This is a genomic window from Bradyrhizobium sp. BR 1433 (assembly GCF_051547665.1).
Taxonomy (GTDB): Bacteria; Pseudomonadota; Alphaproteobacteria; order Rhizobiales; family Xanthobacteraceae; genus Bradyrhizobium; species Bradyrhizobium australafricanum.
The window spans coordinates 7,698,935-7,712,126 of sequence record NZ_JBPUGG010000001.1 but is presented as its reverse complement, the minus strand read 5'-3'; the positions used below and the strand labels follow the sequence as shown (position 1 = coordinate 7,712,126).

Genomic DNA, 13,192 nt, shown 5'->3' with positions numbered 1-13,192 from the left:
GGTTCGCGGCTTATTCGACCTCCCCCCACAAGCGGGAGGGGTGAAGTCCGGCACGTAGGCGACCGCGCCCTCGCCTACCAATGGTGCAGGCGCGCACCCTTGCTGGCACCGGATACCGACGCTAGGCTTCCCCGATCTGGTGCAGGGAGGCCCGCTTGACTCAATCCGACGACATCAAAATCTCCGAAGATCGCCGCGACGCGCTGCGCTATGCGCTCGGAATCGGCAGCGGCGCGGCGCTCGCGGCCGCGATGGCAACGCCGGCCTCGGCGCAGACGCCAGCCGACAACACGCTGGATCGCATCCGGGCCAACAAGGTGCTGCGGATCGCGGTGCTGCCGGGCGAGCTGCCCTATTTCAACAAGGACCTCGCCTCGGGCACCTGGTCCGGCTTCTCGATCGAGATGGCCAACGACCTGGCCAAACTGCTCGACGTCAAGCTGGAGTATGTCGAGTCGACCTACGGCAATTCAATCCTTGATCTGCAGGCCAACAAGATCGACCTCGGCTTCGCGCTCAACCCGACGCCGCAGCGCGCGCTGGTGGTCGATTTCACCAATCTGGTGTTCCCGCATCCGTTCGGCGCGATGCTGAGGAAGGGGCTGGAAGCCAAGACCTGGGCCGACATCAACAAGCCCGAGGTCAAGATCGCGGTCGACGTCGGCTCGGCCAACGAGGCGGTGGCGCGCCGCTTTGCGCCGAACGCCACCATCAAGTCGCTGAAGTCGCGCGACGAGGTGATGCTGGAAATGTCGTCGGGTCGCGTCGATTGCGTGGTCAACGCGCTGGTGCTCGGGCTGACCGCGATCGCCAAGAACCCGAACCTCGGCACCTACAAGATCCTGGCCTCGCCATCGGTGACGATCGCGAGCGGCACGGCGGTACGGCGCGAAGCCGACAAGCGCTGGCGCGATTTTCTCTCGGTGTGGATCGACTACAACCGCGGCATCGGCCAGATGCGCGAATGGTTCGTCAAGGGCCTCGGCCTTGCCGGCGTCAAGCCCGAGGATGTACCGGTGGAGTTGAGTATCTGAGGCGATTGCCGAGACGGCAGTGATCTCCCTCTCCCGCTTGCGGGGAGGGCCGGGGTGGGGGTGTCGCCACAAGCGACACCCTATGTATGGAGAGAGCCCCCACCCGGATCGCATCTAACGATGCGATCCGACCTCCCCCGCAAGCGGGAGAGGTCAAGCAACTCACACCTTGTCGTAGGTCAGCCCGCGCTCCAGCCGCCTGGCCACCAGCGTCGACGGGAACAGGATCGCGAAATAGATCAGCGCCACGATGGTGTAGACCTCGAGCGGCCGGTAGGTGTCGGCGTTGATCAAGGTCGCGTTGTAGACGAGATCGGGTACCGCGATGATCGAGACCAGCGAGGTGTTCTTGAGCTGCGTGACCGACTGGTTGACATAGGGCGCCATCATCGGCTTCAGCGCCTGCGGCAGGATCACGAGCCGCATCAGGCGCCAGCCGCGGAAGCCGAGCGCCTTCGCCGCGTCCCACTGCCCGACCGGCACGCTCTCGATCGAGCCGCGCACGATCTCGGCATAGAACGCGCCGCCATAGAGCGACAGCACGCTGACGGCGGCGACATGCGCCGGGATGTTGACGCCGATCACGACCGGAAACGCGTAGTAGAACCAGATGATCTGCACCAGCAGCGGCGTGCAGCGGAACAATTCGATATAGGCGATCAGGAGCCAGTCGATCACCGGGATGCGCCGCAGCCGCAGCATGCCGACGATCAGGCCGATCAATGTCCCGAGGATGATGGTGCCGATCGTGTAGGCGATGGTCCAGCCGAGCCCGAGCCAGAACAGATGGCTGTACTTGGCAAGGATGCCGAAATCCCAGACGTAGTTCATCCTGCCCCTCGGTTGCCGCGCGCTTGATCGCCAAACATCGCAGGCGGCCTCGCACGTGTCACGCGATATACCGGTTCGGCGAGAATGCCCGCACCTCGAACGGCGGCGCATCGCCCGCGATCATCGCCGCAATTGCGGCGCCCGTTCCGGGGCCGGTGGTGAAGCCGATATGCTGGTTGCCGAAGGCGAACCAGAGCCCGCGATGTCGCGGCGCCGCGCCGATCATCGGCAGGCTGTCGGGCAGCGTCGGCCGCGCGCCGCGCCAGCGCTCGCCGACCGCATCGCCGAATTCGACTACGCTGCGCGCCATCGGCACCACCGCCTCGAGCTGCGAAAAATTCGACGGCGCATCGCGCGCAGTGAGCTCGACGCCGCTGGTGACGCGAACGCCCTGCTCCATCGGCGTCATCAGAAAGCCGCCCTCCGCATCATGGATCGGCCGCAGCAATTTGCGTGCCGGATTCGACACGAAATGCTGGTGATAGCCGCGCTCGAACGCCAGCGGCACGCGATAGCCGAGCGGCCGCAGCAGCTCGGCCGACCACGGCCCGAGCGCGACCACGACATGGCGCGCGGCGATCTCGCCGTCGGCGAGCTGCACGCGCCAGCCGTCGCCGTGCGGCTCGATCCGCCGGACCCCGGATTGCCTGATCGTGCCACCACCAGCGGCGAGCATCTGCGCGTAGGCCTTGACCACAGCTCCAGGTGAATCGACCGATGCCGTCTGCGTGTGCAGCAGGCCGACGCTATAGGCAGGAATGATGTTGGGCTCGAGCGCGGAGATCGCCTGCCGATCAAGCACCTCGCTCCGGATGCCGAACTCGGCGAGCGCTGCCTGCTCAGCCTGGGCGGCGGCGAGCCCGTCGCTGCGCCAGGCCTTGAGCCAGCCGGTTTCGCGGATGCGATGGCCGGCGCCGGCCTGCACGATCCAGTCGCGATGCAGCTTCAGCGAGGCCCCGATCAGGCCGTGCAGCGCGGCGGCGCGCGGTTTGGTCTGCGACGGCGTTGCCGCCGCGAGGAAGCGGATCACCCAGCCGGTATTGGCGAGCGCCCACGCAATGTTCCAGCGCAGCGCCGGATGCGCGTTGGTCAGATATTTCGGCAGGTTCTTCAGCAGCGACGGCGTATTGAGCGGCAGGATCGAGCCCGAGGAGATGATGCCGGCATTGCCGTAGGAGGTTTCGCTGCCGGGCTCGCGGCGATCGACGACGACGACGGAGAGCCCGCGCTGTTGCGCGGCGAGGCCCGCCGAGACGCCGACCATGCCGGCACCGAGCACCGCAACATCGACCTGCTCTGTTGGTTCGCCCTCGCTCATGGCGTCACATCAAGGTCAGGCCGCCATCGACCGGCAGCGTCGCGCCAGTGACGTGGCATGCTTCCGGCGACAGCAGGAAGGCGACGACGGCCGCGACCTCGTCGGCCTCGGCCAGCCGCTGCATCGGATTGGCCTTTGCGACGCTCTCCCAGGTCGCGGTATCAAGCGCGCCAAACAGGCCGGGATCCTTGCGGGTGTAGCCCGGCATCACGGCGTTGGCGGTGGCGCCTGACGCGGCGAGCTCGATCGCGAGCGACTTCACCAGCACCTCGAGCGCGGCCTTCGCGGCGGCCGATCCCGGATAGGTGGCGCCGGGCACGAAGCGATGCGGCCCGAAGCTCGACACCGCGACGACGCGGCCTTGCGCGCTGCGCGTGAGGTCGGACAGCGCCGCCGCCGCGATTTCATGGAAGGCCGCAGCCATCACCGCGAAGGCGCGCTCCAGCGCCTCGCGCGGCAGGCTTAAGAATTCGCGCCGGTCGGCAAAGCCCGCGGCGTGCACGATGGTGTCGATCGGCCCGAACGCGGCCCGCGTTGCCGCGACCAGCGCGCTGCCGGCGCCGGCCTTGGCGAGATCGCCGGTGCTCGACCTCGACCTTCGCGCCCTTGCTGCGGCATTCCTCCGCGACCGAATTCAGCCGCGCGAGGCCAGCGGCCTCGACGCCCTGTCCGTGCAGCATCAGGGATTGAGCGGGGCCGGCGAGCCGGCGCGCGACTGCGGCGCCGATGCCGGAGCCGCCTCCCGTGATGATCGAAATTCGCATGAGGTGCGTGCTGTCAGTGCGATACGAGACAGCGAACTATAGATTCGGCGTCACGAAATGCAAACCGCGCCCCTGGCCATCAGTTTAGCGCCAGGTTCAACGCCAAATCAGCGCCACGGCTCGACCAGGATCTTGGTGTGCGCCTCGGGATTGGCGAGATCGGCAAACGCCTGCGCGACGCCGTCGATGCCGACGCGGCCAGTGACCAGCGAGGCGGCATCGACCTGGCCTTCCGCGATCAGGCGCAGCGAATAGGCGAATTCCTCGGGCGTGTAGCCGAGCACATATTGGACGTTGAGCTCCTTGATGATGCCGAGCATCGGCTCGGACTTGTCGGTCTCCATGCAGACGCCGACCACGACGACACGGGCGCTGCGCGGGGCGCCCTCGAACACCTGCTGCAGCACGCCGGGCACGCCGACGCATTCGAAGATCAGCGCAGGCTTCAGCGGCGGCAGCAGCGCCTGCATCGGCGGACGCGCCGCCTTCTCCGCATCGGTCATCTGGGCGTGCTCGGCCCAGCTCGCATAGGGCTGCGTCCTGGCGGGATCGACCACCACATCGGCGCCCATCTTCTCGGCGAGCAGGCGCCGCGCCGGCGAATAATCCGCAGCAACGATCGGTCCGAGCCCCCTGATCTTCAGCGCCGCGATCACCGCCAGCCCGACCGGTCCGCAGCCGATCACCAACGGCACCTCGCCGCCCTGGATGTTGGCCATCGCCACCGCATGCACGCCGACCGCAAGCGGTTCGGTGAGCGCGGCGTGCTCGGCCGCAAGCCCGTTCGGCACTTCGAGCAGCAGCGGCTCGCTGAGCAGCATCTGCTCAGCATAGCCGCCGAGATAATCGTTGGAATAGCCGATGCCCTTCGGGCCCTCCGGCGTCAGCAGCGCCGGCAGCGAGCACACTTTCGTCCCGGGCTTCAGCTTGCGCGTCGTGTTCGGGCCGTAGTCGAGGACCTCGCAGCAGAACTCATGGCCGAACACGACGTCGCGCGACAGATCCATCGGGGTGCGACCGGGCAGGAACTTGCTCAGCTCCACCATGCGGTGGGCATGCTTGCGTGCGTGCAGATCGGAACCGCAGATGCCGCAGGCGAGCGATTTGACCAGCACCTGGCCGGCGCCGGGCTTCGGCTCGGGTACCCGGTCGACGACAATCTCGCCGTTCCTGAAGATCGCTGCGCGCATATTCCCTCCCGCGTGGGTTTTGTCCCACTCATTTTGATGCGTATTTCGTCTCGCGAAATGCTGTCGCGGATCAAGTCCGGGACAAGCTTTCGCCGCAGGAGGCTATAGCACGGAGGGTCACCACGTATAGCGCATAACGCCCTTGCCGGCGTAAGACTGTGTCACGTTGGAGAATTCGCCCTCGAAGGTCGCGGCGGCCGACCAGCCGTTGCGCCACTTCAACTCGGCGGAGGCCGTGGTCAGCGCCGAGTCGCTGGCCTGCGCCGCGCCGTTGACCACGAAGGCCGCGCCGGGCAGCGTCTGGAACACCGCACCAACGGCGCAGTCCGGATTGAAGTCATGCGCCCAGGCAACGCGGCCGCGCAGCGTGAAGATGCCGCCGTCAATAACGAACGATTTGTCGGAGCGCAGACCGAGTTCGCTCCGGACGTCGGTGACGCTCTTCGCGGCATAATTCAGCGCGAAGGCACCGCCGCCGGAGACCACGCTCTCCGCATAGGCCGGCAGCTCGAAGCTCGTGAACTGCGCCGCCGCATAAGGCGTCAGCCCGATCCACGGCGTGGCAGTGCGATAGCCGCCCTCGAGTCGGCCCGACCAGGCATTGGCATTGAAGTTGGCGCGCAGATGATCGGCGCCGGCCGCGGCGACGATGCGATCCGTGGTGACATCCTGCCAGCCATAGGCGAGCGCCGCGCTCAAGTACGCCGCGCCGACGCTGTGGCGAACGAACGCACCGGCCTGGAACAGATCAGAGCGGCCCCAGCCGAGACCGTTGACGCTGAAGCTGCTCGCGCCGCCGGCGAGCGCAAAGCCGGCAATGGTGTTCGGCGAGAAGCGGTAGTCGGCGCCAACCGCGGTGCCATAGAGGCTGCTGCTGGTGTTGTTTGAGCCCAGCACCGCATTGCCGCTGGTGGTCTGCGAGCCGCCATAGCCCGCCGCCCATACGCTCCAGCGCTGCTCGAAATCGACCAGCCGCGGCGGCGCCTTGGTGTAGATCGCGGCCAGCGCATCGCGCGGCTCGCTCCGGCGCGCCGCATAGGCGAGCGGCATGCTCTTCTCGGCGAACGGCGTCGCCCCCGCGCCGCCGCCAAACCCACCATCGCGCCCGGCGACGAACGGATCGGTCAGCAGACCGAGGAACAGGCCCATCGCGTTGAACGTCGCCTGCTGCGAACCGGTCGCGCCCTCGCCCGAGGCCTGCGTCAAGCCGGCCGGCGACAGCCCGGCGAACACCGCGTTGATACCGCCATTGGCGTTGAAGAAGTTCTGCAGTGTGGCGGCGACGTTCTGCCGATTGACGTTCAGCTTCGACTTCGCGCCGTAATCGAGCGTGAAGTTCAGATAGGTGTTGCTCGCGTCATAGCCGAGCGTCGCGACGAGGTTCGACGGCAGCCCGGTTGAATCGATACCGGCGAACGTGCCGTTGCGGCCGCCGGCCGCCGACAGGATGGTGTATTGCTTGGCAATCGTACTGCCGGCGGCGACGCTGACGCCGACCGATCCGGCCAGCGTCGCACTGCCGCTCACCTTGGCCAAGGTGGACGCCGTCGAATCGAGCCCGACGAGGTACAGTGCCCCCGACTGGAAGGCGAGGTTGCCCGCCACGTTCAGGGATGTGCCTGGTGTCGCGTTGCCGGGCATCAGGATGCCGCCGCTTGCAATCGTCGTGTTGCCGACGGTGCCGATGCCGGAGAGCGCGCCGCCGGCATTCACCGTGGTGAGGCTCGACGAGGCGATCGAGCCGTCGACCTGCAGAATGCCGCCATTGACGACGGTGGTGCCGGTGTAGGTATTGGTGCCCGACAGGGTCAGCGTGCCGCTGCCGGTCTTTTCAAAATTCGCCGGACCGGTGCGACCGCCGCCGAAACAGCCACAGATATGGAATGGGTTCAACGGATCGAAGTCGGCAAGCACGCCGCTGAGCGTCGTCGAGAGATTATTGCTGCCAACGGCGAGGGTGTTGCCTGAGCCGATATAATAGAAGCCGGAGCCTGCGATCGAACCCGCGGTGATGCGCCCGTCGCCGTTCAGCCCCGTGCTGAGCGAGAAATCGACCAGTCCGGTGCCGTTGGTGATGAACTGTGCGTTGCCGCCGGTCGCGTTGTTGAAGAACTTGATGGTACTGCCGCCTTCAGTGGTAATGGCGGCGTCGCCCGCGGTAGCGAACGCCGTGAAGATGTGTTGGCTGCCGGCCTGGTTGTCGATAATCGCATTGCCCGCGGTGGCATAGGCATCGAACTGGAGAACGCCGCCAGCCCGATTGACGATCGTCGCGTTGGCCGCGGTCGGCGCTTCTACCGGGTTGATACCGACAGATCCGAAATAGAGCACGCCGCTGTTGTCGAAACTGGCGTTCGCCGCCGTGCTGTTCTGAAAAAAGGCGACCTGACCGCCCGCGAGCGTAACGATGGTTGCCGAAGCCGCAGATGAGGACTCGAAAACTGCGTCGAGCCGCCATTGGTGCCGTTGGTGATGGTGGCCTGCCCTGCATTGGTGTGGCCCAGAAACACCGCGGCGCCGCCGTTGGAGTTGTCGATCACGGCCTTGGCGGCCGTGCTGGTGTCGGAGCCGCCGGGAGGACCAAACGCGTCGCCGAACACCACAGTGCCGCCGTTGGTGTTGGTGAACCTGGCGTTGCCGGCAGAACTGGTGTCGCGGAACACTGTGAGCGCACCATTGGTGTTGCTCACGGTGGCATTGCCAGCGCTGCTGCTGTCGCGAAACTCCGTGATGCCGAAATTCTGGTTGACGATCGTCGCCGTCGACGCCGTGGTGGAATCGTAGAACATCGTGGTGGCGATCCCGTTGAAGCCGTCGTTGACGATCTTGGTGATGCCCGCGGTGTTGGCATTCACGATGTCGAACTTGCCGTCGACGGCGACCTCGCCGACGATCGAAGCGGTGTGGCTGGCGTCGCCGAGTTGCAATGTCGCGCAATCGCAGATCGTGGTGCCGCCGGTGTAGGTGTTGGTGCCGAGCAGCACCACGCGGCCGAGGCCGCCTGAATTATCCAGCACGGTCAGCTTGCCGGGGCCGTTGCCGTCGGCGATGTTGCCGGCGATCGTGAGCGTGACGCCATTGGCATCGATCGCGCTGCCGATGGCCGACGTATTGATCTTGAAGTTGTTGGCGAAGGTCAGGTTGCTGAGGCCGTCGGCCTGAAACGAGGCATTGTCGAGCGTGACGGTGCCTGACCCGACCGAACTGTTGTTGCTGACGACAACGGTCGTATCGACCACCAGCGTGCCGCCGGAATAGGTGTTGGCGCCGGAGAGCTGCACATTGGAGAATCCGGACGCGGACGAGTCGATCAGGCGCAGAACCCCGGCGCCGACGCCGTCGGCGATCACGCCCTGGAGATTGACCTGGGCGCCGTTCGCATCGACCGTGCCGCCGGCCGCATTGACCGCGATGTTGTTGGCGAAGGCGACGCTCGAGACCGTCGGCGACTGCATCTGGAACGTGCCGCCATTGAGCGTGATGGTGCCGGTGCCGACCGAATCCGCATTCGTCACCTGCACGGTTCCGGCGGAGATCAGCGTGCCGCCGGAATAGGCATTGGTGCCCGCGAGCGCCAGCGTGCTGTTGCCGAGCTGCTGCACCATCGCCGGACCGCCAATGCCGTCGGTGAGGTTGGCGTTGATCGTGATGGTCTGGCCGTTGTTGGCCTGGTTGATCAGGCCGCCGGTCGGCCCGGACAGGCTGAAGCCAACCGGGTTGCCATTGATCGTGTAGGATTGCGAATTGGCGGTGAAGGTCCGAGGACCCGGCAGCATCAAGCCGGGCCCGATGGTGACCGTCGCCGATCCTGATGAATCGAAAATGGCCGACTGGTTCGGGAGGATCGGCGGCGCGCCGGCCGACGTGGTCGACCAGTTGGTCGGGAGTTCGTAGACATCGGTGCTCGTCGAACTGCCCGTGCCGCCCCAGGTGTAGCTCTGCGCTCGTGCCGAACCGATCGGCAACGCGATTGCGCTGGTCAGGGCGCAGAGTGCCAAGGCCATCGCAGCGCGAGACGACCGATCGCCTGACAGGAAAAAGAACGAACCAAAATGCACGTACCCGACCCCCAAACGCTCTGCGGCGCTCTTGGGGCTAGGGTTAGCACGCGGCGAACCGTGAGGTTGCCGATCGTTTCCGAAATCCGGTGATTCAGCGACCCGACATCAAAGATTCCGGCCCGACTGTTGTACCCGCGCAACGCTACTTGATGCCGGCTTCGCAACCAACGCACGATTTCGTCCGGACGCTCAGGCGTTCGGCGACGGCTCGCTGGCCACGGTCAGCAGCTGCGACCGTCGGACGCGCTCACGGTGCGCAGTGTAGAGGCCTGAGGCGACGATGAAGCCGGCGCCGAGAATGGTCCAACGGTCAGGCACTTCGCCGAAGATCATGAAGCCGAGGATGCTGACCCACAGCAGCTGCGTGTAGGAGAACGGCGCCAGCACCGAGGCATCGCCATAGCGGAACGCCAGCACCACGATCCACTGTCCGACGGTGGACGCAACGCCGATCAGGATGCCGAACATGATGTCGTGCCAGCTCGGCGTGACCCAGACGAACGGCACCAGCGCGCTGACGATGGCGACGCCGACGATCGACGAATAGGTCATCACGGTGATCGGGCGCTCGCTGCCGCTCATCATGCGCGTCAGGATCAACGTGGCCGCCCACGCCAGCGCCGAGACGATCGGAAAGATCGCGGCGGGATGGAAGGCACTGGTGCCCGGCCGCAGGATGATGAACACGCCGGCGAGGCCGACCGCGGTCGCGATCCAGCGTCGCATGCCGACCCTCTCACCGAGGAAAGCGATCGACAGCGCGGTGACGAACAGCGGCGAGACGAAGCTGGTGGCGGAGGCTTCGGCGATCGGCAGGAAGCCGAGCCCCGTGATGAAGATCAGCGAGGAGCCGAGCAGCGCGGCGCCGCGCAGCACGTGCAGGCCGGGACGGCTGCTGCGCAGCGCGAACAGCGGCGAGCCTGGCAGCATCGCCGGCGTCATGATCATCGCAAACACCAGGAAGCGGATCCAGGCGATCTCGATCGAGGGCAGCGTGGAGGAGAGATATTTTGCCGTGACGTCGGAGGTGCCCAGGAACACGGTCGACAGCAGGATCAGCGCGATGCCTTTGAACGGCCGGTCGGTGCGGGCGGGCGCCTTGCTTGTCGCTGCGGGCGCGGTCTTTGCGGGCAATGAAAGGGGAACGCTGTCCAGCCTGGCGGCCACGGCTGCGGGGGGCGGTGTCACGGCAATCTCGAAGGCAAAATAAAGGGAATCTGCTCCTCGTACAAAACGCCAATTCCGCCGCGAGAACAATGCCCGAAAACGGGACTCCGATATGCGCCAGCGCGCGCGACCGCCCGCCGCAGGCCGTGTGCCGCCGCAACTGCAACAGTTTGTTAAGAACTGTGTGGAGCGGAACGCCCTCAGAGCATCGGCAGCGAGCGCGGCTTCGGCCCGCGCGGGAACGCGGCATCGAGCGCGGCGAGTTCATCGCCGCTGAGCTTGAGCGCGCCGGCAGCAGCATTCTCCGCCGCGTGTTCCGCGTTCGACGCCTTCGGAATCGCGAGCACCGACGGCAGCCGCGTGAGGAAGCCTAACGCCACCTGGCGCGGCGTTGCCTTGTGCGCCTGCGCGATCGATTGCAGCACCGCGCCGGCCCTGCTCGATGGCGAGGAAAATCATTGTGACCGAACGGCGAGTAGGCGACGACGGCAACGCCGTGCTGCTCGCACCATGGAATCACGGCGTGCTCGATGGCGCGCTCCTGCAGATGGTAGAGCACCTGGTTGCAGGCGATCTTGCCTTCTCCCGCGACATCGAGCAGTTCGTCGAGATCCTCGGTATCGAAATTGCTGACGCCCCAAGACCGGATCTTGCCCGCCGCGATCAATTCGTCGAACGCCGCGACCGTCTCGGCAAGCGGAGTGGTTCCGCGCCAGTGCAGCAGATAGCAATCGAGGCGATCGGTCTTCAGTCGCTTCAGCGAGCGCTCGCAAGCGGTGATGGTGCCGCGCCGCGAGGCGTTGCTCGGCAGGACCTTCGAGACCAGGAACAGCTCGTCGCGCCGGCCTGACACCGCATCCGCGATCACAAGCTCGGCGTCGCCATACATCTCGGCGGTGTCGATATGCGTCATGCCGGCATCGATGCCGCGCTTCAGCGCAGCGACGGCCGCCTTGCGGTCACCGCGATCGAGATACCAGGTGCCCTGCCCGATCACCGAGACCTGCGGGCCGTTGCCGCCGAATTTTTTCGTCTGCACGATCGCCTCGTTCCGCGTGGTTCGCTTTTGGTCCCCCGCACGACGATAAAGCAAACGGAAGACCATGTCTCCACATCGTCGTCCCGGCGAAGGCCGGGACCCATACTCCGCAGCAGTCGTTGCTGGCGGGACTCGTTATTCCACCCGCGTGCAACAACAGATATTCGTGGTTATGGGTCCCGGCCTTCGCCGGGACGACAGCTGTATTGTGACGCGCGCTCTCGCGTCTCTCAACGCACGGTTAAACGTTGAGGTTCATCCACACCGCCTTCGGCTCGGTAAAGTTATCGAGCGCGGCAGTGCCGTGCTCGCGGCCGAGGCCGGAATCGCGCTCGCCGCCCCACGGCAGCCGCACATCGGTGTAGCCATAGGTGTTGATCCACACCGTGCCGGCGCGGGCCTTTTTGGCGAAGCGCTGCACGCGGCCCATATCGGCGCTCCAGACGCCGGCGGCTAGGCTGTAGGCGGTGCCGTTGGCGATGCGCAGCGCATCGGCCTCGTCCTTGAACTTGATCACGCTGACGACGGGGCCAAAAATCTCCTCCTGCGAGATCCGCATCTCGTGCGCGACGTTGGCGAACACTGCAGGGCTGATGAAATAGCCGCGGTCACCGACCCGCGCACCGCCGGTGGCCAGCAGCGCGCCCTCTTGCTTGCCGATCTCGACATAATCGAGGATCGAGCGCATCTGCTTCTCGGAGATGACGGGCCCGAGCGCGGTGGCGCGATCGGCGGGATCGCCGATCCGCAACGCTTCGGCGCGGGCGACCAGACGCTCGACCACCTCGTCATAGGCATTCTCCTGCACCAGCACGCGCGAGCCGGCCGAGCAGACCTGCCCGGCGTTGAAGAAGATGCCGGCAGCCGCGGCCTTGGCAGCGGCTTCGAGATTGGCATCGTCGAAGATCACATTGGCGGACTTGCCGCCGAGCTCGAGCGAGACGCGTTTGAAGTTGCCGGCGGCGCCCTTCATGATGCCGCGGCCGACGCCGGGCGAGCCGGTGAACGTCACCTTGTCGACATCGGGATGATTGACCAGCGCGTCGCCCACGACGCGGCCGGGCCCGGTCACAATGTTCAGCACACCCTTCGGCAAACCGGCCTCGAGCGCGAGCTCGCCGATGCGCAGCGCCGACAACGAGGTCAGCTCGGCCGGCTTCATCACCACCGTGCAGCCGCAGGCGAGAGCCGGCGCGAGCTTCCACATGCCGATCATCAGCGGGAAATTCCACGGCACGATCGCGGCGACCACGCCGACCGGCTCGCGCACCGTATAGGTCAGCGCGTCGTCGCGCGCCGAGACCACATCGCCGCTGATCTTGTCGGCCCAGCCGGCGTAATAGGTCAGCGTGTCGATGGCGGCGGGAAAATCCTGGCGCAGCACACCCGCAATCGGCTTGCCGGCATCGAGGCTTTCGAGCGCGACAATCTCGTCGGCATGCTGCTTCAGCAGCTCAGCCCATCGGAGCAGGATGTGGCCACGTTCGGCCGCGCGCATGGTGCGCCACTGCCCCTCGAAGGCGCGGCGGGCAGCCGCCACGGCACGATCGACATCGGCCTCATTGCCTTCGGCAATCGTAGCGATCACCTGCTCGGTGGCGGGATTGAGCGACTTGAAGGTATTTCCGGACAACGAACGGACGCGGGCGCCATCGATCAGCAGCAGTTCGTCCCTGATGGTCGGGGCGCGGCGGGCGTCACGCTCATAGTCATATGCAACGGACATCATATTTCCTCCTGGTGTTGTCACTCAACCTAGGAGGCCATGATCAGCAGTAAATATGATAT

The 13,192-nt window shown here is 66.0% G+C and carries 8 protein-coding genes and 2 pseudogenes; 1 reads left to right on the top strand and 9 read right to left on the bottom strand.

What is annotated here, in order from left to right:
- The first annotated feature begins 155 nt into the window (after positions 1-155).
- The gene (locus ACSKB9_RS37115; RefSeq protein WP_057017505.1) at positions 156-1,034 is read left to right on the top strand and encodes a transporter substrate-binding domain-containing protein; all 879 of its coding nucleotides are present in this window, start codon (positions 156-158) and stop codon (positions 1,032-1,034) included.
- A gap of 162 nt (positions 1,035-1,196) precedes the next feature.
- Here the strand turns inward: ACSKB9_RS37115 and ACSKB9_RS37110 are convergent, their stop codons facing one another.
- The 9 genes and pseudogenes from ACSKB9_RS37110 to ACSKB9_RS37070 form a co-directional block, all read right to left on the bottom strand.
- Positions 1,197-1,865 (bottom strand): amino acid ABC transporter permease, encoded by a 669-nt coding sequence (locus ACSKB9_RS37110; protein ID WP_016839817.1) that lies wholly within the window; start codon positions 1,863-1,865, stop codon positions 1,197-1,199.
- Positions 1,866-1,923: 58 nt separating this feature from the next.
- On the bottom strand, positions 1,924-3,183 hold the full coding sequence (locus ACSKB9_RS37105) for an NAD(P)/FAD-dependent oxidoreductase (RefSeq protein ID WP_438079388.1): 1,260 nt from the start codon (positions 3,181-3,183) through the stop codon (positions 1,924-1,926).
- Between the two features lie 4 nt (positions 3,184-3,187).
- Positions 3,188-3,947: pseudogene (locus ACSKB9_RS37100) on the bottom strand (SDR family NAD(P)-dependent oxidoreductase).
- 107 nt (positions 3,948-4,054) lie between these two features.
- Complete coding sequence (locus ACSKB9_RS37095) at positions 4,055-5,137, bottom strand: zinc-binding dehydrogenase (RefSeq protein WP_057017508.1); 1,083 nt, start codon at positions 5,135-5,137, stop codon at positions 4,055-4,057.
- Between the two features lie 117 nt (positions 5,138-5,254).
- Complete coding sequence (locus tag ACSKB9_RS37090) at positions 5,255-7,468, bottom strand: autotransporter outer membrane beta-barrel domain-containing protein (protein ID WP_438079387.1); 2,214 nt, start codon at positions 7,466-7,468, stop codon at positions 5,255-5,257.
- Entirely contained in the window at positions 7,432-9,141 is a 1,710-nt protein-coding gene (locus tag ACSKB9_RS37085; protein ID WP_438079385.1) for a beta strand repeat-containing protein, read from the bottom strand. Before ACSKB9_RS37085 ends, ACSKB9_RS37090 begins: the two co-directional genes overlap by 37 nt.
- Positions 9,142-9,387: 246 nt before the next feature.
- On the bottom strand, positions 9,388-10,332 hold the full coding sequence (locus ACSKB9_RS37080) for a DMT family transporter (RefSeq protein WP_253590479.1): 945 nt from the start codon (positions 10,330-10,332) through the stop codon (positions 9,388-9,390).
- A 233-nt stretch (positions 10,333-10,565) separates the two neighbouring features.
- Positions 10,566-11,404 (bottom strand): annotated as a pseudogene (locus tag ACSKB9_RS37075) (aldo/keto reductase).
- Positions 11,405-11,645: 241 nt separating this feature from the next.
- Positions 11,646-13,130, bottom strand: coding sequence for an aldehyde dehydrogenase family protein (locus tag ACSKB9_RS37070; protein ID WP_438080562.1), 1,485 nt, complete (start codon positions 13,128-13,130; stop codon positions 11,646-11,648).
- Between the last annotated feature and the right edge of the window lie 62 nt (positions 13,131-13,192).